24 protein-coding genes are annotated in these 24,214 nt (G+C 66.6%); 18 read left to right on the top strand and 6 right to left on the bottom strand.

Annotated features, from left to right (window positions below; translation table 11 throughout):
* Window positions 1-85: 85 nt before the first annotated feature.
* From glnE to QT382_RS12805, 6 genes are all read left to right on the top strand, one after another.
* The gene (gene glnE, locus QT382_RS12780) at window positions 86-2,830 is read left to right on the top strand and encodes a bifunctional [glutamate--ammonia ligase]-adenylyl-L-tyrosine phosphorylase/[glutamate--ammonia-ligase] adenylyltransferase (RefSeq protein ID WP_289254408.1); all 2,745 of its coding nucleotides are present in this window, start codon (window positions 86-88) and stop codon (window positions 2,828-2,830) included.
* A complete protein-coding gene (locus tag QT382_RS12785; protein WP_289254409.1) occupies window positions 2,809-3,375 on the top strand; it encodes a rhomboid family protein in 567 nt (188 codons plus the stop codon). Before glnE ends, QT382_RS12785 begins: the two co-directional genes overlap by 22 nt.
* The gene (locus QT382_RS12790; protein ID WP_289254410.1) at window positions 3,372-4,034 is read left to right on the top strand and encodes a glutathione S-transferase family protein; all 663 of its coding nucleotides are present in this window, start codon (window positions 3,372-3,374) and stop codon (window positions 4,032-4,034) included. The genes QT382_RS12785 and QT382_RS12790 overlap by 4 nt, the downstream gene beginning before the upstream one ends.
* A 133-nt stretch (window positions 4,035-4,167) precedes the next feature.
* Window positions 4,168-4,518 carry a GntR family transcriptional regulator gene (locus QT382_RS12795; RefSeq protein ID WP_289254411.1) on the top strand — a complete coding sequence of 117 codons (351 nt, stop codon included), beginning with the start codon at window positions 4,168-4,170 and terminating at the stop codon, window positions 4,516-4,518.
* Window positions 4,518-5,399, top strand: a complete 882-nt coding sequence (locus tag QT382_RS12800) for an ABC transporter ATP-binding protein (RefSeq protein WP_289254412.1) — start codon at window positions 4,518-4,520, stop codon at window positions 5,397-5,399. Before QT382_RS12795 ends, QT382_RS12800 begins: the two co-directional genes overlap by 1 nt.
* Before the next feature lie 27 nt (window positions 5,400-5,426).
* A complete protein-coding gene (locus tag QT382_RS12805; RefSeq protein WP_289254413.1) occupies window positions 5,427-6,332 on the top strand; it encodes a hypothetical protein in 906 nt (301 codons plus the stop codon).
* A 72-nt stretch (window positions 6,333-6,404) separates the two neighbouring features.
* Here the strand turns inward: QT382_RS12805 and QT382_RS12810 are convergent, their stop codons facing one another.
* The 3 genes from QT382_RS12810 to corA form a co-directional block, all read right to left on the bottom strand.
* On the bottom strand, window positions 6,405-7,262 hold the full coding sequence (locus tag QT382_RS12810) for a ferritin family protein (RefSeq protein ID WP_289254414.1): 858 nt from the start codon (window positions 7,260-7,262) through the stop codon (window positions 6,405-6,407).
* Window positions 7,263-7,314: 52 nt separating this feature from the next.
* Window positions 7,315-8,280, bottom strand: coding sequence for a MerR family transcriptional regulator (locus tag QT382_RS12815; RefSeq protein ID WP_289254415.1), 966 nt, complete (start codon window positions 8,278-8,280; stop codon window positions 7,315-7,317).
* A gap of 618 nt (window positions 8,281-8,898) precedes the next feature.
* Window positions 8,899-9,876, bottom strand: a complete 978-nt coding sequence (gene corA / locus QT382_RS12820) for a magnesium/cobalt transporter CorA (RefSeq protein WP_289254416.1) — start codon at window positions 9,874-9,876, stop codon at window positions 8,899-8,901.
* A gap of 454 nt (window positions 9,877-10,330) precedes the next feature.
* Between corA and hpf the strand changes: the two genes are divergently transcribed.
* The 3 genes from hpf to hprK all read left to right on the top strand — a co-directional run bounded on the left by hpf (window position 10,331) and on the right by hprK (window position 12,338).
* Window positions 10,331-10,672 (top strand): ribosome hibernation-promoting factor, HPF/YfiA family, encoded by a 342-nt coding sequence (hpf, locus tag QT382_RS12825; protein WP_289254417.1) that lies wholly within the window; start codon window positions 10,331-10,333, stop codon window positions 10,670-10,672.
* A 223-nt stretch (window positions 10,673-10,895) separates the two neighbouring features.
* Window positions 10,896-11,366, top strand: a complete 471-nt coding sequence (locus tag QT382_RS12830) for a PTS sugar transporter subunit IIA (RefSeq protein ID WP_289254418.1) — start codon at window positions 10,896-10,898, stop codon at window positions 11,364-11,366.
* Window positions 11,367-12,338, top strand: coding sequence for an HPr(Ser) kinase/phosphatase (gene hprK, locus QT382_RS12835; protein WP_289254419.1), 972 nt, complete (start codon window positions 11,367-11,369; stop codon window positions 12,336-12,338).
* A 32-nt stretch (window positions 12,339-12,370) separates the two neighbouring features.
* On the opposite strand, the gene fur is transcribed toward hprK, so the two are convergent.
* Window positions 12,371-12,799, bottom strand: coding sequence for a ferric iron uptake transcriptional regulator (gene fur / locus QT382_RS12840; protein ID WP_289254420.1), 429 nt, complete (start codon window positions 12,797-12,799; stop codon window positions 12,371-12,373).
* Window positions 12,800-12,896: 97 nt separating this feature from the next.
* Here fur and QT382_RS12845 point away from each other — a divergent pair, with 97 nt between their 5' ends.
* The 9 genes from QT382_RS12845 (at window position 12,897) to QT382_RS12885 (ending at window position 22,733) form a co-directional block, all read left to right on the top strand.
* Window positions 12,897-13,457: an outer membrane protein assembly factor BamE gene (locus QT382_RS12845; protein ID WP_289254421.1), complete on the top strand. Its 561-nt coding sequence runs from the start codon at window positions 12,897-12,899 to the stop codon at window positions 13,455-13,457.
* A complete protein-coding gene (gene dapB, locus QT382_RS12850) occupies window positions 13,454-14,281 on the top strand; it encodes a 4-hydroxy-tetrahydrodipicolinate reductase (protein ID WP_289254422.1) in 828 nt (275 codons plus the stop codon). Before QT382_RS12845 ends, dapB begins: the two co-directional genes overlap by 4 nt.
* Window positions 14,282-14,294: 13 nt before the next feature.
* Complete coding sequence (locus QT382_RS12855) at window positions 14,295-14,939, top strand: MotA/TolQ/ExbB proton channel family protein (protein ID WP_289254423.1); 645 nt, start codon at window positions 14,295-14,297, stop codon at window positions 14,937-14,939.
* Window positions 14,940-14,945: 6 nt separating this feature from the next.
* Window positions 14,946-15,371, top strand: coding sequence for an ExbD/TolR family protein (locus tag QT382_RS12860; protein WP_289254424.1), 426 nt, complete (start codon window positions 14,946-14,948; stop codon window positions 15,369-15,371).
* Window positions 15,372-15,445: 74 nt separating this feature from the next.
* Window positions 15,446-18,094, top strand: coding sequence for a leucine--tRNA ligase (gene leuS / locus QT382_RS12865; protein ID WP_289254425.1), 2,649 nt, complete (start codon window positions 15,446-15,448; stop codon window positions 18,092-18,094).
* Between the two features lie 5 nt (window positions 18,095-18,099).
* Window positions 18,100-18,597: an LPS-assembly lipoprotein LptE gene (locus QT382_RS12870; protein ID WP_289254426.1), complete on the top strand. Its 498-nt coding sequence runs from the start codon at window positions 18,100-18,102 to the stop codon at window positions 18,595-18,597.
* Between the two features lie 10 nt (window positions 18,598-18,607).
* Window positions 18,608-19,666, top strand: a complete 1,059-nt coding sequence (holA, locus tag QT382_RS12875) for a DNA polymerase III subunit delta (protein WP_289254427.1) — start codon at window positions 18,608-18,610, stop codon at window positions 19,664-19,666.
* Window positions 19,667-19,725: 59 nt separating this feature from the next.
* Complete coding sequence (locus tag QT382_RS12880; protein ID WP_289254428.1) at window positions 19,726-20,319, top strand: methylamine utilization protein; 594 nt, start codon at window positions 19,726-19,728, stop codon at window positions 20,317-20,319.
* An 8-nt stretch (window positions 20,320-20,327) separates the two neighbouring features.
* Window positions 20,328-22,733, top strand: a complete 2,406-nt coding sequence (locus QT382_RS12885; protein WP_289254429.1) for a bifunctional diguanylate cyclase/phosphodiesterase — start codon at window positions 20,328-20,330, stop codon at window positions 22,731-22,733.
* A gap of 21 nt (window positions 22,734-22,754) precedes the next feature.
* Here QT382_RS12885 and QT382_RS12890 read toward each other — a convergent pair whose 3' ends face one another.
* Window positions 22,755-23,717 (bottom strand): 2-hydroxyacid dehydrogenase, encoded by a 963-nt coding sequence (locus tag QT382_RS12890; protein ID WP_289254430.1) that lies wholly within the window; start codon window positions 23,715-23,717, stop codon window positions 22,755-22,757.
* Window positions 23,714-24,214 (bottom strand): CinA family protein, encoded by a 501-nt coding sequence (locus QT382_RS12895; protein ID WP_289254431.1) that lies wholly within the window; start codon window positions 24,212-24,214, stop codon window positions 23,714-23,716. Before QT382_RS12895 ends, QT382_RS12890 begins: the two co-directional genes overlap by 4 nt.

A 24,214-nucleotide genomic window follows, 5' to 3' on the forward strand; every position in this document is an offset into this window, starting at 1 on the left:
GCTCACGCCGGGTCGCCGCATGTCCGCCTCCGGGCGGTGCGGCTCCCTGGGGGCGCAGCAAATCTAGCACAGCGCAGATCAAGCAATGACCGAGGCCTCCTCCTCCCTCATCACGACAGCGGCTCGCGCCGAGCACAGCCGCTTCGTCCAGCGCATCCGGCGCCGCTATGCGGCCGAGCTGGACCTGCTGGCGCCCGGCCTGCCCGGACGGACCGAGATCCAGGGCCTGGTCGCCGCCCTGCAGCAGGGCGGCAGAAACCTGGCCTCGGCCATGCGCGTGGCCCGTCACCTGGTGCTGGAGCGGCTGGCCGTGCTCGACGTCGAGCAGGCTGCGGCGGTCAAGGACATCACCGAGGTGATGACCCTGCTGGCCGAGACCACGTTGTGCCTGGCCCTGGAACAGGCCCGCATCGAGCAGGACGCGATCAACGGCGTGCCGCGCAACGAGGCCGGCGAGCGCATCGAGTTCTGGGTCGTCGGCATGGGCAAGCTGGGCGGCCGCGAGCTGAATGTCTCGTCCGACATCGACCTGATCTACGTCTACGACGACGAGGGCCAGACCGACGGCCCCAACGCGATCACCGCCCACGAATACTTCGCGCTGTTGGCGCGCCGGCTCTATGCCTTGATAGGCGAGTTGACCGAGGACGGTCAGGTGTTCCGCGTCGACCTGGCGCTGCGGCCCAACGGCAATTCGGGACCGCCGGTAGTGAGCCTGGCCATGCTGGAGGAATACTTCCTGGTCCAGGGCCGCGAATGGGAGCGCTTCGCCTGGCTCAAGAGCCGCGTGGTCGCACCGCTGACCCCCGAGGCCCTGCAGCGCGCCCAGGCGCTGCGCCAGCTGGTGACACCCTTCGTCTACCGGCGCTACCTGGACTACGGCGTGTTCGAAGGCCTGCGCCAGCTGCACCGCAAGATCCGCGACGAAGCCAGCAAACGCGCCGCTGGCCGGCCCGAGCGGGCCAATGACGTCAAGCTGTCGCGCGGCGGCATACGCGAGATCGAGTTCACCGTCCAGCTCTTGCAGGTGGTGCGCGGTGGCCAGTTCCCCGAGATCCGCACCCGCTCGACGGTCAAGGCGCTGCGCAGCCTGGCGGCGCGCGGCCTGATGAAACCGGCCACGGCCGAGAAGCTGGCCGAGGGCTACCGCTTCCTGCGCCAGGTCGAGCACCGCATTCAGTATCTGGACGACCAGCAGACCCATGCGCTGCCGGCCGGCGACGAGGACCTGGGTTGGATCGCCAGCAGCCTGCAGCTGGCCTGCCGGGCCGACGCCTGCGAGCTGCTGGACCGGCTGTGCGAGGTGCGCGAACTGGTCGCCACCGAATTCGACGCCCTGCTGCACGACGGCCAGGCGCCCCAGCCCGGCAGCAGCAACGGCTGCAAGAGCTGCGGCGGGCCGCCGCTGCCGATCGATGCCGAGGAATTCCTGGAGAAACTGCAGCCCGAGCTGGCCGAGGCGGTGCGCCGCTGGGCCAAGCAGCCGCGGGTGCAGAACCTGCGCGAGGAATCGCGGCTGCGCCTGGCCAAGCTGGTCGGCCGCGCCGCCTCGGCGGTCAAGGAAGGCAAGAGCACGCTGGAGGCGGCGATACGCTTCGTCGACTGGGTCGAGCCGCTCTTGCGCCGCGAAAGCTATCTGGCCCTGCTGGTGGAACGGCCCACGGTCCAGGCCCGTCTGCTTTCGCTGCTGGGCCTGGCGCGCTGGCCGATGCGCTACCTGATGCTGCATCCTGGCGTGATCGACGAGCTGGCCGACAACCGGGTGCTGAACGAGCGCTTCGACGGCACGGCCTTCGTCGCCGACCTGGAAGAACGCCATGCTGCCTGGGCCCGCCACGGCGAGGCCGACGAGGAAGCGTTGCTGGACACGCTGCGCCGCTCCCACCATGCCGAGGTGTTCCGCACCCTGGTGCGCGACGTGGAAGGCCAGATCACGGTCGAGCAGGTGGCCGACGAGCTGTCAGCGCTCGCCGATGCCACTCTGCAATGCGCGATCAACTGGGCCTGGGCCCGGCTCAAGCAGGCCCACCGGCCGGCGCCGCGGCTGGCCGTCATCGCCTACGGCAAGCTGGGCGGCAAGGAGCTGGGCTATGGCGGCGACCTGGACGTGGTCTTCCTGTTCGACGACGAGGACGAGAACGCGCCCGAGATCTACGGCGCCTTTGTCCGCAAGCTGATCACCTGGCTGACGCTGCGCACCGCGGCCGGCGAGCTGTTCGACATAGACACGGCGCTGCGGCCCAACGGCAATTCGGGCCTGCTGGTCACCTCGCTGTCCAGCTTCGCCAACTACCAGGAAGGCCGTGGCAGCAACACCGCCTGGACCTGGGAACACCAGGCCATCACGCGGGCGCGCTTCTGCGCCGGTGATGCAGACCTGGCCGAGCGCTTCGAGGCCGTGCGCCGCACGGTGCTGACCGCGCCGCGCGACCACGCAGCGCTGCGACAGGAGGTGCAGGCCATGCGCGAGAAGGTGCGCGAGGCACGGCCGGTCAAGGCCGGGCTGTTCGACGTCAAGCACAGCCCCGGCGGCATGATGGACGCCGAGTTTGCCTTGCAGTTCCTCATCCTGGCCCAGGCCGGCCAGCATCCTGAGCTGCTGGACAACAAGGGCGCCATCGCCCTGCTGCAGCGCGCAGAGGACGCCGGCCTGCTGCCGGTCGGAGTGGGCGCCGCCGCCGCCGATGCCTACCGCGAGCTGCGCCGGGTCCAGCACCGGGCGCGGCTGAATGAGCAGCCGACGCAGGTCGAGGAAGCCTTGCTCACCGACAAGGGCCTGGCCGCCCACCGTGAGGCGGTGCTGGCGCTGTGGCGCGCGGTCTTCGGCTGACGGAGCAGGCCTGGCCGCTGCTGGCTGGCCTCGCCGCCCTTGCGGCGCTGGTCCTGTTCCCCTTGACGCTCAGGCCGCCGGTGGCTTCGCCGCTGGCCGCCCTGGTGCATCTGAACGAACGCCATCTGCTGGCCAACCTGGCCGGCTGCGCCGTGCTCGGCTGGCTGGGCTGGCGGGCCCGGATGGGCACCGCCGAGGCGCTCGCGTGGCTGCTGGCCTGGCCGCTGGCTCAGTTCGCCTTGTTGCTGGGGCCGCCGCTGGAGCGCTTTGCCGGGCTTTCCGGCTGGCTGCATGGCGGCGCCGCCCTCATCGCCGTGAGCCTGCTGGCCAGGACCGGGCGTGAGCGCCTGATCGGCGCCGTCCTGCTGGCCGGCCTGGGGGCCAAATTGCTGCTGGAGCAGCCCTTCGCCCCACCGGCCTTTGACCCGGGCTGGGGCTTCGCCCCCGTCCCCTTTGCCCATCTCGCCGGCAGCCTGATCGGCGCCAGCCTGGCCCTGCTCACGCGATACTGGCCGCTTCGAACTTCCAGGAGACAAGACCCATGATCACGCTGTACGGCATGTCGCTGTCCAACTACTACAACAAGGTCAAGCTGGTGCTGCTGGAGAAGGGGCTGCCGTTCCGCGAGGAGCTGGTCAAGACCTTCTCGGGCGCGCCCGAGGTGCTGGAAGCCTCGCCGCTGGCCAAGATTCCCTTCATCCGCCTGGAAGACGGCCGCCCGCTGTGCGAGAGCGAGGTGATCTGCGAATACCTGGAGCAGATCCAGCCCGAACCGCGCCTGCTGCCGGTCGACGCCTTCGAAGCCGCCAAGGTGCGCGAGCTGGTCACCTTCGTCGAGCTGCACCTGGAGCTGGTGGGCCGCGAGCTCTACGGCCAGGCCTTCTTCGGCGGCAGCTGCAGCGAAAGCAATCAGCAGCGCGTCCGCAAGGTCCTCACCAAGAACATCGCCGCCTTCAAGCAGTTGGCCAAGTTCTCGCCCTACATCGCTGGCAGCAGCTACAGCCTGGCCGATTGCGCCGCCTGGGCCAGCCTGCCGGTCGTGGGCATGGCCACCAAGGCCGTGCTGGGCGAGGACCTGCTGCAGGCTGCCGGCATCGATTGGAAGACCTATGCCCGCTTCATCGCCGAGCGCCCGGCGGTGCAGAAGGTGGTGGCCGATCGCAAGGCCGACCAGGAGCGGGCCGCCGCCGCCAAGAGCGGCTGAACGGGCCGGCCCCGGCGGGCGCAACGGACTGTCCCCCGTTTTCTGCAGTCTGTCGCGGCCCGCTTCGTCCGGCGGAGGGGCGGAGATATGGTGTGCTACATCACTAACACACCGGCCCCGGGCCCAGGTTGATATGCACAACTGGAACCAAACCGCCCCGATCTACCAGCAGCTGGCCGACCGCCTTGCGGTCCAGCTGCTGGACGGAGATCCCCCCGAAGGCGAAGCCATGCCGTCCGTCAGGGCCCTGGCCAGCCGCTACCTGATCAACCCGCTGACCGTCAGCCGAGCGATCCAGGCCCTGACCGAAAGGGACCTGGTCGAATCGCGCCGCGGCATGGGTATCTACGTCAAGCCGGGCGCCCGCGAAAAGCTGCTGCACAGCGAGCGCGAGCAGTTCCTGCAAGAGGAATGGCCGGCCCTGCGCGAGCGCCTGGCCCGACTGGGCATCGCCGCCAAGGATCTGAACTGGGAGTCGCAATGATGGAACAACAACAACACCTGATCGAAGCCAGCGGCTTCAGCCTGCGTTACGGCCGCAAGACCGCCGTGGACAACCTGAACTTCAGCATTCCCAAGGGCCGGGTCGTCGGCCTGCTGGGCCACAACGGCGCCGGCAAGACCTCGCTGATGAAGGCCATGGTCGGCCTGCATGGCGGCGAGGGCTCGCTGAAGGTGCTGGGCCTGGATCCTATGAGCCAGCGCGGCGAGCTGCTGGAATCGCTGAGCTACATCCCCGACGTGGCCGTGCTGCCGCGCTGGGCCCGGGTGCATGAGCTGATCACCCTGATGAGCGGCCTGCAGCCCAAGTTCTCGGCCGAGCGGGCCCGCAAGCTGCTCAAGCGCACCAGCGTCACCGAGAACGACAAGGTCAAGAGCCTGTCCAAGGGCATGGTCACCCAGCTGCACCTGGCCTTGATCGCGGCCATCGACAGCAAGCTGATGATCCTGGACGAGCCCACGCTGGGCCTGGACGTGATGTCGCGCAAGAGCTTCTACGAGATGCTGATCGACGAATGGTGCGACGGCGAGCGCAGCGTGATCATCTCGACCCACCAGGTGGAGGAGATCGAGTCGCTGCTGTCCGACGTGATGATGCTGGACGAGGGTCGGCTGGTCTTGAACATCAGCCTGGAGGAGATGGACTCTCGCTTCGTCGCTCTGGCTCATGACCCGGCGGCGGCCGATGCCATCGCCGATGCCCATCCGCTGCTGCGCTACCGCCAGCAAGGTCGGCCGGCGGCGCTGTTCGACGGCGCACCGCCCGCCCACCTGGAGGGCGTGGGCCAGCGCTTCCGCCCCAGCCTCGTGGACCTGTTCATGGCCCTCACCCGCAAGCCCGAAATGCAGCGCCAGCAGGCCTGAGCCCTGAGCGTCCAAGGAGAACCAATCATGACGACGACAACCCGTTTCAGCACCCTGATGCGGCGCGAATGGATGCAGCATCACATCGGCTGGCTGGTCGTGATGTGCCTGCTGCCCGCGATCATCCTGGTGGCCATGCCCTTCCAGGGCACGGTAGAACTCGGCAACAAGCAGCTGCCGCCGGCTTCGCTGCTGGCGCTGATGGTCATGGCCGGCATCACGGCCACCGTCTTCGGTCTCAGCTGGATCGTGGCCATGTTCCAGCTGCCCGGCCTCGCGAGGCGCGACCAGCAGGACCGGTCCATCGAGTTCTGGATGTCGCTGCCGGCCGGCCACAGCGAGAGCGTGGTCGCGACGCTGCTGATGCATGCGGTCTTGATTCCCATGCTGGCCCTGGCGGTTGGCGCGGGCTTCGGGCTGATCATCGGCACCGCCTCGCTGATCAAGCTGTTCGGCTTCGCTGGCCTGGCCCAGGTCACCTGGGGTGGCGTGATCGTCACCATGCTGATCGGCCTGATCCGCATCGCTTTCGGCGTCGCCCTGCTGACCCTGTGGATGGCGCCGCTGTTCATGATCCTGATGGCGGCCTCGGCCTGGCTGAAGCGCTGGGGCGTGCCGGCCGTGATCGGCACCCTGGTCATCGGCGGCAATGTGCTGGACAAGGTCTACGGTATTCGCATCGTCGGAGACTTGCTCAAGGCCCAGTTCGACGGCGCCGGCCGTGCCCTGTTCAACGCCAGCCACACCTTTGAGGGCAAGACCCTGAAGACCCATCCGGAAGTGGGTGAGTTCTTGAACAACCTCGGTCCCTGGGCCCTTCAAGACGCCTGGCAGGCCGTTCAACAGCTGGCCTCGCCCCACCTGATAGGCGGCCTGCTGGTGGCGGCCGGTTGCTTCTACCTGGTGATACTGGCTCGCAAGCGCGCGACCTGAGATCGGCCCGGAAATGCAAAGAGCCCGCAATTGCGGGCTCTTTCTATTGGGGGGCCGAAACCAGCGACCGGATCAAACGGCCGGCTGCGGTGCGGCCGCTGCCAGCTTGGTGGTCAGTTCCTTGCGGAAGCGATTCAGCTCCTGGACACTGGCAAAGCTGCGCTCCATCAGCAGGCTCATATTGTGCAGGATGCGCTCGACCACCTTGTTCTCCCAGACGGCGTCGAACTGGATCTGCTTGTCCAGCCAATGCTCCAGCCACTGGGGATCGGGCAGGCGGCTTTGGATGGTGTCGCGCGGGAACAGCTTGGCATTGACGTGCAGGTTGGTCGGGTGCAGGGCCTGCGCCGTGCGGCGGGCACTGGCCATCAGCACGCCCACCTTGGCGAAAGCGGCACGGGCCTCGTCACCGAACTTGCTCATGGCACGCTTCATGTAGCGCAGATAGGCGCCGCCATGGCGGGCCTCGTCGCGAGACAGCGTCTCGTAGATCGCCTTGATCACCGGCTCGGTGTGCCATTCAGCGGCGCGGCGGTACCAGTGGTTCAGTCGGATCTCGCCGCAGAAGTGCAGCATCAGCGTTTCCAGCGCCGGGGCCGGATCGAACTCGAAGCGGATCTCGTGCAGTTCGGCTTCGGTGGGCACCAGGTCGGGACGGAAGCGGCGCAGGTATTCCATCAGCACCAGGGAATGCTTCTGCTCCTCGAAGAACCAGACGCTCATGAACGCCGAGAAATCGCTGTCGTCGCGGTTGTCGCGCAGGAACATCTCGGTGGCCGGCAGGGCCGCCCACTCGGTGATGGCATTCATCTTGATCGTCCGAGCCTGGTCTTCGGTCAGCAGGGCCGGATCGAACTTGTCCCACGGAATGTCCGTGTCCATGTTCCAACGCACGGCTTCCAGCTGCTTGAATAGTTCTGGGTAAAGCATGGCTTTCCTTGGCTTGTCCGGCGCGGATTCTATGCCGCGCAAATGACAGAACCTAGGCCAAACCCGTAGCGGCGCGGGTGCCGCCCCATTGCGCAAGCGCCAGGCCAAGATCCGCGAGGCCCGCCAGGTGGCGCGTGCCTGCAGGCGCTCGCCGCAAGGCCCCTGATTTGCCGCCAACCCAGAGCTCGACGGCAGCCGGCAGCAAGTCGCGCAGTTGTCGCAATTCGTCGAGAACCGCCGAAGCCGGCAGCCGGCCGGTAAAGCTCAGGGCCACGATGTCCGCCCGCTGGGCGGCCGCCGCCCGAAGGATCTCGACCAGCGGCGTCTCCACACCGAGGGACAGGCAATGGCAGCCCTCCAGAGCCAACAAGGCCTCGACCATCAACAGGCCCAGGCCATGTTGCTCACCAGGCAATGTGGTCAGCAATACCCGGGGACCCTCGGCCACGACGGCGCGCTGGATCCCATGAATGGCTGGGCGCAGCACGTGCTGCAGGCACTCGCTATAGATGTGCTCCTCGAACACCTGCAGCTCGCCGCGCATCCAGGCTTCTCCGACTTCGGTGGTCAGTGGCGCAATCACTTCCTTGATGCAATCAGCCAGGCCACGGCGAAGAATGGATTGGGCCAAGCGCCGTCTCAATAACTCGACCTCATGACTGCGCAACAAACTTATATAGCCATCCAGTTCCGACCGGCGGGCGATGCCCGCTGCAGCCGATGATCCCGACATTTCGCGCGCCTGATTGAGCAGCTTTTCTAGTTCCTCGGGCGGGGCGGCCACCACACGCCCAGGCCGAAAGCCCATGTCAGTCAACCACTTAACCGTTCTCAGCCGTCGAAGCTGCTCATTCGGGTAGAGTCGTTCACCTTGTGCATCGCGCTGGGGAGATGGGAATCCGTAGCGCCGTTCCCAGACACGCAACGTATCCTTGCTGATGCCAGTCGCCCGCTCGACCTTGGCTATGCCATGCCACGAGGACTCGTCGTTATCGACGCTTTCTACAGCCTGAGCCATCGTCTGTGTTGCCTTGGACAAATCGGAAGAAGTCCGAAACTATTGGCAATTTTCGCGCCAATTGAGCTCCATTGACCTGGACATCCATGGGTCTTGTTGCAAGCACCGCCATGGCCACTGCGCTGCCACCAGGTGCGAATCGAGGTTGGTCAATAAGCTGCAGAAGTGGTGCATTTGAGTCAGGTCAAGCCACAGTTCCCAAACGTTGTCGGAATGCCAGGACCCAGTCCGGTGCAACAATCCAACCATTCCTTTTGGGGGCTTGATGTTGCATACTTCAGGCCCGGCGCCTAAGTTTGTCCCGGTTGATCGGGACAGCCCCGACCCAAGGTCGGCAGAGGCCCGCCACAGAGAGTACATAAGCAACTGTGTCGAGTCCTTCGGCTTGGCGCGTGACGGAATTTCAAGCGTTCCCTTGCGTTGACACAGGCCAGAAAGAGAACTGACCGTATCCATTTCAGTCGCCAGATCACCCCTTTGTGGGGATGCAATCCCGAAGCCTTTCTCCTCCTCCTCCCTCCCTCCCTCGTTAGCTTCGGGGCGTCTCGCGACTACTTTTATGACCAGGGCTTCCGCCAGCGGCGGAAGCCCTTTGCAATTGGGGAACGGCAATGCGCGTCAGCGCAGCCAGCCCTTGCGGCGGAAATAGAGGAAGGGCGCAGCCACCGACGCGACCATCAGGCCCAGCACATAGGGATAGCCCCCGCGACCCAACCATTCCAGCTCGGGGAAGTGCATGTTCATGCCATAGACGCTGGCGATCAGCGTGGGCGGTAGCAGCGCCACGCTGGCCACAGAGAAGATCTTGATGATCTTGTTCTGGTTGATGTTGATGAAGCCGACCGTGGCATCCATCAGGAAGTTGATCTTGTCGAACAGGAAAGCCGTGTGCGAGTCCAGCGAGTCGATGTCTCGCAGGATCTGGCGCGATTCTTCGAACTGCTCGGCATTGAGCATGCGGCTGCGCATCATGAAGCTGACCGCACGGCGGGTGTCCATCACGTTGCGCCGAATACGGCCGTTCAAGTCCTCTTCGCGTGCAATGGCCGCCAGCACTTCACCGGCTTCGGTGTCATTCACATCCTTCTTCAAGACGCGAGCGCTGATCTTCTCCAGGCTGTCGTAAATGCTCTCCAGCGCATCGGCCGAGTACTCGGCATCGGCGTCGTAGAGCTTCAGCAGAACATCCTTGGCATCCTCGATCAAAGCCGGGATACGCCGAGCCCGCAGGCGCAGCAGGCGAAACACCGGCAAGTCCTCGTTGTGCACCGAGAACAGCACCTTGTTGTAGAGGATGAAGGCCACGCGCACATTGCGCGGTGCCTCGTCGTCGTCGATCAGGAAGTCGGAGCGGATGTGCAGCTCGCCGTTGTCTTCTTCATAGAAGCGGGCCGATTCCTCGAGGTCGTCGTCGACGATGTTCTCGGGGATCACCAGCCCGAAACGGTCGCGTATCCAGCCCTTTTCTTCGCTGCTGGGATTCTCCAGGTCGACCCAGACCGGAGTCGACTGGGCCAGCGCTTCAGGGCTTTCGATTTCCTCCTGGAACAGGCCGCCCTTCAGGCGCCCGTTGTCCAGCGTGAACACATTGAGCATGCAGGTCTCCAGCGCCAACTGCGCCGTCACTTCGTGTTGAGAGGGGACGGGGAGGGCCGTCCGGGGAAGAGGGTGAACCCGCCTCACTCCGGACAAGCGGCAGGGCCCGAGCATCTGCATCGAACCACGGCCTACTGATGCCTTCTGGCATCGACTTGGCGCTGGAGTGGACGGTCACCGAGGGTGATCGCTGTCCAAGAAACTGCTCCAGTGATGGGATCGGCGGATTATGTCATTCGCGCGACGGCGCCAGCAAGCTAAAACAAGAACGCTTGACCCCGGGAAAAGTGCACTTGCAAAAGCCTTGTCAGCACCTAGCTTCGGTAGCACACTGGCCTCGCACTCCCCCTCAACTCAAGCCTCATCCTCCGCTACCCGAAATCCCCTTCATCTGCTCTTTTGGTTTCCGCATTTCCCTTGCAGATTTGACCCACCCCCTGTGAAAGGAGGCTTTATGAACCTGACTATCAGTGGCCACCATCTTGAAGTGACTCCGGCTTTGCGTGAGTACGTGCTGACAAAGCTGGACCGGGTGACCCGCCACTTCGACCAGGTCGTTGACATCAACGTCCTGCTCACCGTGGAAAAGCAGAAGGAAAAGGACCGTCGCCAACGAGCCGAAGTCACCGTTCACGTGAAGGGGCGCGACATCTTCGTCGAGCAGTCCCATGAAGATTTGTACGCGGCCATTGATCAGTTGATGGACAAGCTGGACCGCCAGGTCTGCCGTCACAAGGATCGGATCCAGGACCACCAGCATGCTTCGCCCAAGCGCCTTGAGATCCCGGCTCCCTGAGCCAGTCAGTCGTGGCTAGGCGCCGCAACGAAAGCGACCCCAGGGGTCGCTTTTTTGTCGCCGGATCCCCCTGTTGCTGCACCGCCGCAAAATGCGCAATACTGCGGCGCCGATCTCGGTGTGGGCCCCATCGCGACGGTGTCCTTTCTATAATTCCGCCTCACTTATCCCGAATGAGCGTCCTGCCCAAGGCCCAAATGGCCGTAGACGGCGCTGTGACCTGATGAACCGTCTCGCCGCTATCCTGCCCGCCAGCAACGTGCTGGTGAATGTGGACGCCTCCAGCAAGAAACGAGTCTTCGAGCAAGCCGGCTTGCTGTTCGAGAACAACCACGCCATCGCCCGGGCCTTGGTCACCGACAACCTGTTCGCCCGCGAGCGACTGGGTTCCACCGGCCTGGGTCATGGCGTAGCCATCCCCCATGGTCGCATCAAGGGTCTGAAAAATCCGCTCGCGGCTGTGCTGCGCGTGCAACAAGCCATTGGCTTCGATGCGCCGGATGACGAGCCCGTCAGCCTGCTGATCTTCCTGCTGGTGCCCGAAGCGGCCACCCAGCGCCACCTGGAAATCCTGTCCGAAATCGCCGAGATGCTGTCGGACCGCGAACTGCGCGAACGCCTCAAGACCGAGGCGGAGGCCAGCGCGGTGTTCCGCTTGATCGCCGATTGGGAACCCCTGAAGTCGGTTGCCTGATTGAAACCCACCTCAATCAGCGCCGACCGGCTCTTCGAAGAGCACCGTGAGTCTCTGCGCTGGGAGTGGATCGCAGGCCACGCCCACCCCGAGCGCCGCTTCGACGAGAACGCGGTCCGCGATGCCCAGTCGGCGGCCGACCTGGTCGGCTACCTGAACTACATCCACCCCTACCGGGTCCAGATCGTCGGCCGTCGCGAGGTGGCCTACCTGAGTCAGGCTTCGGGCGAGGTGCTGGACCGGCGCGTGTCGCGCATCGTCACGCTCGAACCACCGGTCATCATCGTGGCCGACAACCAACCGCCACCGGACAAGCTGGTCGCCATGTGCGACCGGGCCGAGATCCCGCTGTTCGTGACCGCCGAATCCGCCGGCCATGTGATCGACGTAGTGCGCGCCTACCTGGCCCAGCTCTGCGCCAACCGCACCACGCGGCACGGCGTGTTCATGGACATCCTGGGCCTGGGCGTGCTGCTGACCGGCGAGTCCGGCCTCGGCAAGAGCGAACTGGGACTGGAGCTGATCTCGCGCGGCCATGGCCTGGTGGCCGATGACGCGGTGGACCTGTTCCGCATATCGCAAACCGCCATCGAGGGCCGCTGCCCCGAGCTGCTGGCCAATCTGCTTGAAGTGCGCGGCATAGGCCTGCTGGACATCAAGGCCATCTTTGGCGAGACCGCGGTGCGCCGCAAGATGCGTCTCAAGCTGATCGTCCACCTGGTCCGCAAGGAGACCATGGAGCGCGACTTCGAGCGCCTGCCCTATGAGCCGCTCTATGAAGACGTGCTGGGCATGCCGGTGCGCAAGGTGGTGATCGCCGTGGACGCCGGCCGCAACCTGGCCGTGCTGGTCGAGGCCGCCGTGCGCAACACCATCCTGCAGCTGCGCGGTATCGACACCTACCGGGAATTCGTGGAGCGCCACCAACGTGCCATCGCCAACGGTGGGCACGGCGACGACGACTCTGACTGAAGCCGCACACAGGGTCCGGAAGGAGCCTGTGGCTAGCCGTGCCGGTGCGGACAGGCCGTCTTGGTACAGGCCGCGTAAAGCGCCAGCGAATGCTCCTGCAGCTCGAAGCCACGCTCGCGGGCAATCGCATGCTGCCGTTCCTCGATTGAAGGATCGAAGAACTCCTCGACCCGGCCGCAGGTCAGGCAGACCAGGTGGTCATGGTGATGACCCTGATTCAGCTCGAACACGGCCTTGCCGGTCTCGAAATGGTTGCGCGACAGCAGTCCGGCCTGCTCGAACTGGGTCAGCACCCGGTAGACCGTGGCCAGCCCGATGTCGGCACCCTCGCCCAGCAGGGCCTTGTAGACGTCTTCGGCCGTCATGTGGCGCTGCGCCGTGTTCTGGAACACCTCCAGAATCTTGATGCGGGGCAGCGTGGCCTTGAGGCCGCTGTTCTTGATCTCGTCGGTCTGATTCATGGTGTTGGGGATGCGTCTGGCCGCTCCCGGGCCTGCCGCTAGAATGCGCCGATCATAGCCAGCTTGGCTGGTCCCGCACCTCGGCAAGCCCCTACCCATGCGCCCGATTTCCAGAACCGTGACCCTTCCGGTGGCCGCCCTGGCCGCCCTGCTCGCCGGCTGCTCGTCCATGCCTTCGCTGAGCGACCTCGCCAGCGTCACCGGCGACAAGGTCTTGGGCCTGGTCACCCCCTACCGTGTCGAAGTCGTGCAAGGCAATGTGCTGACCAAGGAACTGGTGTCCAAGGTCAAGCCCGGCATGCCGCGGGCCCAGATCCGCGACCTGCTCGGTTCGCCCATGCTGGCCGATGCCTTTCACGAGGACCGCTGGGACTACGTGTTCACTATCCAGCGCCAGGGCGCACCCAAGCAGCACCGCAAGGTCGTGGCCCTGTTCGAAGGCGACAAGCTGAAGACGCTGGAAGTGCCTGACGATCTGCCGAGCGAGAACGAATTCGTCGCGGCCATCAACACGTTCAAGCCCACCGGCCCGGCGCCCAAGCTGAGCCTGACCGAAGCCGAGCGCAAGGCCCTGCCGACCCCGGCCAAATCGGCCGAGCCTACCCAGGAACCCATCGGCCCGGTCCGCACCTACCCGCCGCTGGAGCCGCGCACGTGACGGCGGCCGGCAGCAGCGAACGCAAGACCCGCATCGCCATCGCCGGCGCCTCCGGCCGCATGGGCCGCATGCTGCTCGAGGCGGTCGCCAATGCCGGTGACTGCGAACTGAGCGGGGCCCTGGACCGCGAGGGCAGCGAAAGCCTGGGCCAGGATGCCTATGCCTTCCTGGGCCGCCGCGCTGGCGTGAACATCACGGCCGACCTGCGCCAGGGCCTGGCCGGCACCGACGTGCTGATCGACTTCACCCGCCCCGAAGGCACGCTGGCCCACCTAGCCGTCTGCCGCGAGCTGGGCGTGCGCGCCGTCATCGGCACGACCGGCTTCAGCGAAGCCCAGAAGGCCGAGATTGCCGAGCATGCCAAGCACCTGGGCCTGATGATGGCGCCCAATATGAGCGTCGGCGTGAACGTGGTGCTGCGCCTGCTGGACATGGCGGCCCGCGCGCTGAACGAAGGCTACGACATCGAGATCATCGAAGCCCACCACCGCCACAAGGTCGACGCCCCCAGCGGAACGGCCCTGGCCATGGGCGAGGCCGTGGCCGGCGCACTGGGCCGCGACCTGAAGCAATGCGCGGTCTATGGCCGCGAAGGCGTGACCGGCGAGCGTGACCCGTCCACCATAGGCTTCGCCACCGTGCGCGGCGGCGACATCATCGGCGACCACACCGTGCTGTTCGCCGGCACCGGCGAGCGCATCGAGATCTCGCACAAGTCCAGCAGCCGCGCCACCTACGCCCAGGGCAGCCTGCGCGCCGCGCGTTTCCTGATGAAGCACGGCGCCGGGCTGTACGGCATGAACGACGTGCTGGGCCTCGCCTGATACCAAGAGGATCATGGGCAGCTTCAACGACTTCTGGCTGCAAGGCGACCTGGTCACCCGCTCGGTGGCCCTGCTGCTCCTGACCATGTCCATCAGCGCCTGGGTGCTGATCTTCTGGAAGAGCTGGATCCTGCAACGCACCCGCCGCGACATCAGCCGCGCCGTGCCGGCCTTCTGGGCCGCCGCCTCGCTGGACGACGGTCGCCAGGCCCTGCAGAACTTCGACCGCGAACAGGTGCTGCTGCCCCTGCTGGAAGCCGCCATGGCTGCCGCCAATGGAGGCACGCTGGAGGCTGCCGGCAAGCGTGAATCGCAGCTGACCCGCCGCCTGCGCGATGCCCTGCATGCGGTGCTCAACAAGCTGCAGTTCGGCCAGGTACTGCTGGCCTCGGTGGGCAGCACGGCGCCCTTCGTCGGCCTGTTCGGCACGGTCTGGGGCATCTACCACGCCCTGGTCAGCATCTCGGCCAGCGGCGCCATCACCATAGAGAAGGTCTCGGGCCCGGTCGGCGAGGCGCTGATCATGACGGCCGCCGGCCTGGCCGTGGCCATCCCCGCCGTGCTGGCCTACAACATCTTCGGCAAGCTGGTCGCGGCCTGCGAGGCGGAGCTGGAAGGCTTCGCCCACGACCTGCGGGAACTGCGCCAGGAAGACTGACCCGTCATGGCTTTCGGTCGACTCGAGCGCAGCAATCTCCCCAAGCCCATGGGCGAAATCAACATGACGCCGCTGATCGACGTGATGCTGGTGCTGCTGGTGATCTTCATGATCACCGCCCCCTTGATGAGCAGCTCGCTGCGGCTGGACCTGCCGCAGAGCGGTGCCGCCACGCCCTCGGATGCGCCGCAGTACATCGCCGTGGCGATCACGCCGGACGGCAGCCTGTACCTGGGTGATGCCAAGCTGTCGGCGGCCGAGTTCCAGGCCCGCATCAAGACCCAGGCCCAGGCCCGGCCGGACACCGAGGTCCAGCTGCGTGCCGACAAGACCGTGCCATATGGCCAGGTGGCCGAACTGATCGGCTGGGTCCAGGCCAACGGCCTCAACCGCATCGCCTTCGTCACCGAGACGCCCGCGGCCAAGCCCTGAGTCGGGCGCTTCTACAATCGACGCCTTTCGCGCCCCAGCCCGGGGCCGCGCGCCGTCTGCCTTTTTGACCCAGCATGAACGACAAGTACGCCCCGAACGAGATCGAAGCCGCCGCGCGGCAGTACTGGGAATCGCGCGACGCCTATCGCGTCGTCGAGGATTCGAGCAAGCCCAAGTTCTATGCCTGCTCCATGCTGCCCTACCCCAGCGGCAAGCTGCACATGGGCCATGTGCGCAACTACACGATCAACGACATGCTGACCCGCCAGCTGCGCATGAAGGGCTTCAATGTCCTGATGCCCATGGGCTGGGACGCCTTCGGCTTGCCGGCCGAGAACGCCGCGATGAAGGGCAAGCTGCCACCGGCGCAGTGGACCTACGACAACATCGCCTACATGAAGGGCCAGATGCAGGCCATGGGCCTGGCCATCGACTGGTCGCGCGAAATCGCCACCTGCCAGCCCGAGTACTACAAGTGGAACCAGTGGCTGTTCCTGAAGATGCTGGAGAAGGGCATCGCCGAACGCCGCACCCAGGTCGTCAACTGGGACCCGGTGGACCAGACCGTGCTGGCCAACGAGCAGGTCATCGACGGCCGCGGCTGGCGCTCCGGCGCCCTCGTGGAGAAGCGCGAGATTCCCGGCTACTACCTGAACATCACCCAGTACGCCGAGGAGCTGCTGTCGGCCGTGGCCGACCCGTCGGACAAGAGCTATCTGAGCGGCTGGCCCGAGCGCGTGCGCCTGATGCAGGAGAACTGGATAGGCAAGAGCGAGGGCGTGCGCTTCGCCTTCCCGCATGAGATCAAGGGCGCCGACGGCGCGCTGATCCAGGACGGCAAGCTCTATGTCTTCACCACCCGCGCCGACACCATCATGGGCGTGACCTTCTGCGCCGTGGCACCCGAGCACCCGCTGGCATCGCACGCCGCGGCAGGCAATGCCGCGCTGGCTGCCTTCATCGAGGAATGCAAGAAGGGCGGCACGACCGAGGCCGAGCTGGCCACGCAAGAGAAGAAGGGCATGGCGACCGGCCTGTTCGTCACCCATCCGCTGACCGGTGAGCAGGTCGAGGTCTGGGTCGGCAACTATGTGCTGATGAGCTATGGCGACGGCGCCGTGATGGGCGTGCCGGCGCATGACGAGCGCGACTTCGAATTCGCCAAGAAATACGGCCTGACGATCAAGCAGGTCGTGGCCGTCGAAGGCCAGAGCTACAGCACGGCCGCCTGGGCCGAGTGGTACGGCGACAAGCAAAAGGGCGTGTGCATCGAGTCCGGCGTGCTGAACGGCCTGGGCTACAAGGCCGCCGTGGACAAGGTGGCCGAGCTGGTCGGCGCCAAGGACCTCGGTGCCAAGAAGACCACCTGGCGTCTGCGCGACTGGGGCATCAGCCGCCAGCGCTACTGGGGCACGCCCATCCCCATCATCCATTGCGAAGAGCATGGCGCCGTGCCGGTGCCCGAGAAGGACCTGCCGGTCGTGCTGCCCGAGGACTGCATCCCGGACGGCAGCGGCAACCCGCTCGCCAAGCGCGCCGACTTCCTGAACTGCAGCTGCCCGATCTGCGGCAAGCCGGCCAAGCGCGAGACTGACACGATGGACACCTTCGTGGACAGCTCGTGGTACTTCATGCGCTATTGCGACGCCAAGAACGGCGAAGCCATGGTCGGCGACGGCACGGCCTACTGGATGCGCCAGGGCGCCGCGATGGACCAGTACATAGGCGGCATCGAGCACGCCATCCTGCACCTGCTGTACGCGCGCTTCTGGACCAAGGTGATGCGCGACCTGGGCCTGGTCAAGGTGGACGAGCCGTTCACCAAGCTGCTGACCCAGGGCATGGTGCTGAACCACATCTACTCGCGCCGCAACGAGAAGGGCGGCATCGAGTACTTCTGGCCGCACGAGGTCGAGAACAGCTTCGACGAAGGCGGCAAGATCACCGGCGCCAAGCTCAAGAGCGACGGCTCGCATGTGGACTACGAGGGCGTGGGCACCATGTCCAAGTCCAAGAACAACGGCGTCGACCCGCAGCAGCTGATCAATGAACACGGCGCCGACACGGCCCGCCTGTTCGTGATGTTCGCTTCGCCGCCGGAACAGACGCTGGAGTGGAACGATGCCGGCGTCGAAGGCGCGCACCGCTTCCTCAAGCGGGTCTGGGCTTTCGGCGCCAAGAATGCCGAGGGCATCAAGGCCGCCGGTGCCGACTTCACCGCACTGAGCGGCGACGGCAAGGCCCTGCGCCGCGAGGTGCACCTGGTGCTGAAGCAGGTCTCGTACGACTACGAGCGCATGCAATACAACACCGTGGTGTCCGGCGCGATGAAGCTCCTGAACGCGCTGGAAGGCTTCAAGGCCGCCGGCCAGGAAGCGGCCGTGCGCGAAGGCTTCTCGGTGCTGCTGCGCGTGCTCTACCCGGCCTGCCCGCACATTGCCCACCAGCTGTGGCAGGACCTGGGCTTTGCGGCCGAGCTGGGCGACCTGCTCGACGCGCCCTGGCCGACCGTCGATGAAGCCGCCCTGGTGCAGGACGAGATCGAGCTGATGCTGCAGGTCAACGGCAAGCTGCGCGGCGCGCTCAAGGTGCCGGCCGCTGCCGACAAGGCCGCCATCGAGGCCGCCGCGCTGGCGCACGAGAAGTTCGCGGAGTTCAGCGAAGGCAAGCCGGCCAAGAAGGTCGTGATCGTGCCGGGCCGCCTGGTCAACGTGGTGGTCTGAAGGCCATGCTCGCCGGTCGCCGTCGCCTGGTCCTCGCCCTGCCGGCCACGCTGATGGTGGCCTGCGGCTTCGAGCTGCGCCGCGACAGCGAGCTCAAGATCCAGCGCATCGCCCTGGTCGGCTTCCAGGGCGACTCGCCCATGCTAGCCGAGCTGCGCCGCCAGATCGGCCGCAGCCAGGCCCGCATCGTCGAGGACCTGCAGCAGGCCGAGCTGATCCTGGAGAGCCGCTTCGACCGCCGCGACAAGACCGTGGTCGCCTCCACCAGCGCCGGCCAGGTGCGTGAATGGCAGCTGCGGCTGCGCTTCGATTTCCTGCTGCGCACGCCCGGTGGCGAGCTGCTGCTGCCGCGCACCGAGCTGCGGCTGACGCGCGAGATGAACTACACCGAGACCGCCGCCCTGGCCAAGGAGCAGGAGGAGGCAGCGCTGTACCGCGCCATGCAGTCCGACGCTGTGGCCCAGGTGATGCGCCATCTGGCGGCCGTCAAGCTGCCCAGCTGAGCCTGCCGCGATGCAGATGCGTCCCGAGGCCCTCGCGGCCCAGCTGTCCAAGGGCCTGAAGCCGGTCTACACGATCCATGGCGACGAACCGCTGCTGGCCCAGGAGGCTGGCGACGCGATCCGCGCCGCCGCGCGCCAGCAGGGCTATGGCGAACGCAAGGTCTTCACCGTCAGCGGCGCCTATTTCGACTGGGGCCCGGTGCTGGCCGCTGCCCAGGCCATGAGCCTGTTCTCCGAGCGCCAGTTCATCGAGATCCGCATTCCCTCGGGCAAGCCGGGCAAGGACGGCTCCGAGGCCTTGCAGCGTTATTGCGAGGCCGTGCCCGAGGACATAGTCACCCTGGTCACCCTGCCGAGGCTGGACAAGACCCAGCTCTCCAGCGCCTGGTTCACGGCACTCGACGGCGTGGGCGTCACCGTGAAAGTCGAGCCGATCGAGCGGCGCGCCCTGCCGCAATGGATCGCCCAGCGCCTGGCCGCCCAAGGGCAGCGCGTGGCCGAAGGCGAGGACGGGCAGCGGGCCCTGGCCTTCTTCGCCGACCGGGTCGAGGGCAATCTGCTGGCCGCCCACCAGGAACTGCAGAAGCTGGCCCTGCTCCATCCGCAAGGCGAACTGACGTTCGAGAACATCGAGCAGGCCGTGCTTGACGTGGCCCGCTTCGACGTCTTCAAGCTCAGCGAGGCCGTTCTGGCCGGCCAGTCGGCCCGGGTGATGCGCATGCTGAACGGCCTGGAGGCCGAGGGCGAGGCGGCGGTGCTGGTGCACTGGACCCTGGCCGAGGACATCCGCGCCCTCAAGCGCGTGCGCGACGGCATGGATGCCGGCAAGCCCCTGCCCATGGCCCTGCGCGAGGCGCGGGTCTGGGGCAACAAGGAAAGGCTGTTCGAGCGCCTGCTGCCCGGTCTCAGGAGCCGCGAGCTGGCGCGCCTGCTGGAAGCCGCCCAGGTGGTCGACGGCATCGTCAAGGGCCTGCGCCATCCGGACTGGCCGAGCGAGCCCTGGGCCGCCCTGCAACGCCTGGCCCTGATGCTGATGCAACAGGCCGCCTCTCGCCCGGCCCGCCCCTAGTCCCGCCGGGCGCCGAATCGGGTTATCGTGCGGGCTGCATTGCTGCCGCCGATCTGTCCATGCGACAAGCCCTGACTCTCGCCGTCGCCCCGCTCCTGCTTTGTCTGGCCCCACAGGCGCTGTCCGCCTCGTGGACCGTGCAGGTGCGCTCGCCCGATGGCAAGCCGCTGCAGGATGCCGTGGTGGCCGTCGAGATCAAGGGCCAGCGCAGCACGGCCAGCGGTGTCAAGGCCGAGGTCGCCCAGCGCGAGCGCCAGTTCATTCCCTATGTGCTGGTCGTGCAGACCGGCACGGCGGTCAACTTCCCGAACTTCGACACGGTCCGCCACCATGTCTATTCGTTCTCGCCAACCAAGAAGTTCGACCTGAAGCTCTACGCCGGCACGCCGGCCGAGCCGGTGCTGTTCGACAAGCCCGGCGTGGCCACGCTGGGCTGCAACATCCATGACCAGATGAGCGCCCATGTGGTGGTGGTGGACACACCGGTGTTCGCCAAGACCGACGCGCGCGGCCTGGTTCAGCTGGAGCTGCCGGCCGGCGAGCACCAGCTCAAGACCTGGCACCCGCGCAGCCCCGAGCCGCGGCTGCAGTCGCAGGCGCTCAGCGTGGGCGCCGCGGCGGGCCAGACGGTGGTGACGCTGCAAGTGGAGTGAAGCAGCCCATGAGACTGCCCCGTCTGCTCGACCTGCGCCGGCTGGAGGCGCGCATCGTCGCCATGTTCCTGGGCCTGCTGCTGGTGGTGCAGCTGATCAGCTTCGGCCTGATCGGCAGCAGCATCGAGCGCAATGCCGAGGCCTCGATCTCGGCAGAGCTGGAGACCGGCGAGCGGGTCTACCGGCGCCTGCTCGTTCAGGAAGCAGAGAAGCGCAACGATGCGGCCCGCGTGCTGGCGGCCGACTACGGTTTCATTGAGACCATAGGCAACGGCGAAGGCCAGCAGGATGTGCCGACCCTCACCGACGCCCTGAAGAACCACGGCGACCGCATTGGCGCCACTGTGGTCGTCTATGCCGACCGCGAGCAGCGCCTGGTGGCCGCGACGCGTCCGCAGGTCGAGGGCTTTGCCAAGCTGATCGCCCCGCTGACCCGCAAGATGCGGTGTCGCGGCGGCAGCGAGGCGATCCAGGGGCCCAACATCGTGCTGGTCGGCGGGCAGCCCTACCAGGTGGTCGCAGTGCCGGTCTGCACGCCGGCGCCCAACGGCTCGGTGCTCATGGCCTTCGAGCTGGACAGCGCCACGCTGAAGGACCTGAAGCAGCTGTCGCGGCTGGACGCGGCCGTGGTCAACAACGGCCCGGACTGGCATGTGCTGGTCAGCAGCCGGCCACAGCTGATAGACAACGAGCTGGCGCCGCAATTGCGCGCCGACGGCACCCTGTTCGCGCTGAAGCTCGGCGGCGAGCAACTGCGCGGTCGCTACGTCAGCCTGGTGCGCGCCTCCGGCGACGAGGTGGGCGTGCTGCTGCTGCGCTCGTTCGACGAGGCCATCGCGCCCTACCGGCAGCTGCAGTGGAAGCTGCTGGGCCTGACCGGCGTCGGCGTTGCCCTGTTCGTGCTGCTGAGCCTGCCCTTCGCCCGCCGCATCACCGAGCCGCTGAAGCTGCTGGCCGAGTCGGCCAAGCGCCTGGGCCGCGGCGACTACGACACGCCCATCGAGCCCAAGTCCACCGACGAGGTCGGCGCCCTGGCCACCGCCTTCGAGGCCATGCGCACCGACATCCGCGCCCGCGAGGAGCAGGTGCGCCGCCTCGCGTTCTGGGACCCGCTGACCGGTCTGCCCAACCGCGAGCAGTTCAGCCAGAGGCTGTCGCAGCAGCTGAATGCCTCCGGCCGCTGCGCAGTGCTGATGCTGGACCTGGACCGCTTCAAGCATGTCAACGACGTGCTGGGCCACGCCTTCGGCGACCAGCTGCTGTGCAGCGTGTCGGAGCGGCTGAGCAGGCTCTCGGCAGCGAGTTCGAGCCTGCTTGCCCGGCTGGGCGGCGACGAGTTCGTGCTACTGCTGGAAGGTGCCGACGAGATGGCGGCCATCCAGGCCGCCCGGCGCATCCTCAAAGACTTCGAACAGCCGCTGCACATCGAGGACCAGACCGTGGATATAGGCGCCGGCATCGGCATTGCGCTGAGCCCCGAGCACGGCATCGAGGTCAGCACCCTGCTCAGCCGCGCCGAGCTGGCCATGTATTCGGCCAAGCGGCGGCAATGCGGCAGCATGGTCTACGAGGCGGCGCTGGATGCCGGCAGCCAGGAGTCGCTGTCCCTGCTGGGCGAGCTGCGCCATGCGGTCGAGGCCAACGAGCTGCGCCTGTACCTGCAGCCCAAGATCGACCTGAACAGCGGAGCTGTCGTCAGTGCCGAAGCCCTGGTGCGCTGGGACCATCCGCAGCGCGGCCTGGTGCCGCCCATGGCCTTCATCCCGTTCGCCGAGCAGACCGGTTTCATCCGTCAGCTGACCGCCTGGGTGCTGGCCGAGTCGGCCAAGGTGCTGCAGTCGGCCCGGCTGCGCGGCCTGGACCTTCGCATCAGCGCCAATCTCTCGACCCGCGACCTGCTGGACCAGGACCTGCCGGTCAAGGTCGAGCAGCTGCTGAGCCGTTACTCGGTGGCGCCTGAATTCCTTTGCCTGGAGATCACCGAGAGCGCCATCATGGATGACCCGCAGCGTGCCCTGCAGACGCTGGAGCGCTTGCATGAGATGGGCTTCCGCCTGTCCATCGACGACTTCGGCACCGGTTATTCCTCGCTGGCCTATCTGAAGCGTCTGCCCGTGGACGAACTGAAGATAGACAAGAGTTTCGTGATGGCCATGGAGCGCGAGATCGACGATGCCAAGATCGTTCGTTCGACGATCGAGTTGGCCCACAACCTGGGGCTTAGCGTGGTGGCTGAAGGCGTGGAGACCGGCAAGGCCTGGAAGCTGCTCGCCGGCCTGGGCTGCGACGAAGGCCAGGGCTATTTCATCAGCCGACCCATGCCCGTCGAGCAGTTCTTCGAGTGGCTGCCGCGCTGGCAGGCGCCCGACCTCAGCGGCGAGCGGCTGGACACGATGTTCTCGGAGCTGAACTAGGCGTCGCCGGTCCAGGCCCGGTCAATAGCCGCGCTGACGCTGCACCTCGTGCAACAGCGGGCGGCCGGCCCGCAAGGCCAGCAGATTGGCAGCGACCACGGCCGCTGCCGTGCGCGCATCGGTCTGCGCTGCCGTGTGGGGCAGCACCGTCACCTGCGGATGCGACCAGAAGCGATGGCCGGTCGGCAGCGGTTCCTGCTGAAACACATCGAGCACCGCGTGTCCGACCTGGCCGACGTCCAAGGCTGCTAGCAGGTCGTCCTCGACCACATGGGCGCCACGTGCCAGGTTGACCAGGGTTGCACCCTTCTTCATCTGGCCCAGTCGGCGCGCATCGAAGAAGTCGCGCGTGGAAAGTGTCAGCGGCAGCAGATTGACCACGGTATTGGCCGACGCCAGTTCCCAGGCCAGGGCATCCTCGCCATGGACGCAGGCCACGCCAGACAGGCTGACCGGCCTTGTGGCCCAGCCGCTGACCGCATAGCCCTGGGCCGCCAGCGCCCGCGCCACCCGGCCGCCCAACTCACCGAGACCAAGCACCAGCACTCGCCACTCGGCGGCACGCCGGTACTTGAGCGGCTGCCACTGCGCCTCGCGCTGCTGGACCGCCAGCTCGAAGAAGCGCCGGTGCAGGCTAAGCACGGCCCACAGCGCCGTGTGGACCATGGCCTCGTTCATCGCCGGATCGACCATGCGCGCCAGCGGCACACCGGCCGGCAGCGTGGTGTCGCTCAGCAACTTGTCGACGCCGGCCCAGACCGACTGGATCAGCTTCAGATTCGGCAGACCTTGCAGACTGCCGGCCGGCGGGTTGGCCACGATGGCCACCTCGACCTGCGCCGCCTGGGCAGCGTCGGTGGGCGGCTGCGTCAACCATTCCTCATGCGGCAGGGCCTCCTGCAGGGCCGACAGCCAGCCCGCCCGCTCGTCCTGCGCCGCCGCATCGTTGCGACCACTCCAGTGGCCCACAAGATAGAGGCTCACGACTCCTTCTCCTCGACCGCTTCGCAAAGCGCCTCGAGGCCGGCCCGCAGCGTGGCAATGCGCACATCGTGCCGATTGCCATCGAACTGCTCCTTCCAGACCCGGGTCGGCGTGCCCTGGTGGGCCAGGGCCAGCCAGACCGTGCCGACCGGCTTGTTGGCCGAACCGCCGGTGGGGCCAGCGATGCCGGTGACCGCCAGAGCCCAGTCAAGCGGCGCATGGGCCAGCAGGCCGCGCGCCATGTGGTGGGCCACCTCGCCGCTGACCGAACCGTGCAGGGCGATCAGCGCCGGCGGCACACCCAGCAGCTCGGTCTTGGATTGATCGCTATAGCTGATCACGCTGCGCTCGAACCACTGGCTGGAACCGGACACGCTGGTGCAGGCCGAGGCGATCAGACCGCCGGTGCAGGACTCGGCCGTGCCCATGCGCTCGCGCCGCCTGATCAGGGCCACGCCTATGCGGTCTATCAACTCATGTTCGTCGGGAAACAGCAT

It is taken from the genome of Pelomonas sp. SE-A7, assembly GCF_030345705.1.
In the GTDB taxonomy this organism is placed as follows: Bacteria; Pseudomonadota; Gammaproteobacteria; order Burkholderiales; family Burkholderiaceae_C; genus JAUASW01.

What these genes read in the sequence shown, in the direction of transcription:
- QT382_RS12855 (WP_289254423.1), top strand. Translation starts at nt 14,295, where the DNA reads ATGGGCAGCTTCAACGACTTCTGGCTGCAAGGCGACCTGGTCACCCGC.
- QT382_RS12800 (WP_289254412.1), top strand. Translation starts at nt 4,518, where the DNA reads ATGGAACAACAACAACACCTGATCGAAGCCAGCGGCTTCAGCCTGCGT.
- corA (WP_289254416.1), bottom strand. Translation starts at nt 9,876, where the DNA reads ATGCTCAATGTGTTCACGCTGGACAACGGGCGCCTGAAGGGCGGCCTG.
- QT382_RS12805 (WP_289254413.1), top strand. Translation starts at nt 5,427, where the DNA reads ATGACGACGACAACCCGTTTCAGCACCCTGATGCGGCGCGAATGGATG.
- QT382_RS12845 (WP_289254421.1), top strand. Translation starts at nt 12,897, where the DNA reads ATGCGCCCGATTTCCAGAACCGTGACCCTTCCGGTGGCCGCCCTGGCC.
- glnE (WP_289254408.1), top strand. Translation starts at nt 86, where the DNA reads ATGACCGAGGCCTCCTCCTCCCTCATCACGACAGCGGCTCGCGCCGAG.
- QT382_RS12815 (WP_289254415.1), bottom strand. Translation starts at nt 8,280, where the DNA reads ATGGCTCAGGCTGTAGAAAGCGTCGATAACGACGAGTCCTCGTGGCAT.
- QT382_RS12870 (WP_289254426.1), top strand. Translation starts at nt 18,100, where the DNA reads ATGCTCGCCGGTCGCCGTCGCCTGGTCCTCGCCCTGCCGGCCACGCTG.
- QT382_RS12790 (WP_289254410.1), top strand. Translation starts at nt 3,372, where the DNA reads ATGATCACGCTGTACGGCATGTCGCTGTCCAACTACTACAACAAGGTC.
- QT382_RS12880 (WP_289254428.1), top strand. Translation starts at nt 19,726, where the DNA reads ATGCGACAAGCCCTGACTCTCGCCGTCGCCCCGCTCCTGCTTTGTCTG.
- QT382_RS12830 (WP_289254418.1), top strand. Translation starts at nt 10,896, where the DNA reads ATGAACCGTCTCGCCGCTATCCTGCCCGCCAGCAACGTGCTGGTGAAT.
- QT382_RS12810 (WP_289254414.1), bottom strand. Translation starts at nt 7,262, where the DNA reads ATGCTTTACCCAGAACTATTCAAGCAGCTGGAAGCCGTGCGTTGGAAC.
- holA (WP_289254427.1), top strand. Translation starts at nt 18,608, where the DNA reads ATGCAGATGCGTCCCGAGGCCCTCGCGGCCCAGCTGTCCAAGGGCCTG.
- fur (WP_289254420.1), bottom strand. Translation starts at nt 12,799, where the DNA reads ATGAATCAGACCGACGAGATCAAGAACAGCGGCCTCAAGGCCACGCTG.
- leuS (WP_289254425.1), top strand. Translation starts at nt 15,446, where the DNA reads ATGAACGACAAGTACGCCCCGAACGAGATCGAAGCCGCCGCGCGGCAG.
- hpf (WP_289254417.1), top strand. Translation starts at nt 10,331, where the DNA reads ATGAACCTGACTATCAGTGGCCACCATCTTGAAGTGACTCCGGCTTTG.
- QT382_RS12895 (WP_289254431.1), bottom strand. Translation starts at nt 24,214, where the DNA reads ATGCTGTTTCCCGACGAACATGAGTTGATAGACCGCATAGGCGTGGCC.
- QT382_RS12885 (WP_289254429.1), top strand. Translation starts at nt 20,328, where the DNA reads ATGAGACTGCCCCGTCTGCTCGACCTGCGCCGGCTGGAGGCGCGCATC.
- QT382_RS12795 (WP_289254411.1), top strand. Translation starts at nt 4,168, where the DNA reads ATGCACAACTGGAACCAAACCGCCCCGATCTACCAGCAGCTGGCCGAC.
- QT382_RS12860 (WP_289254424.1), top strand. Translation starts at nt 14,946, where the DNA reads ATGGCTTTCGGTCGACTCGAGCGCAGCAATCTCCCCAAGCCCATGGGC.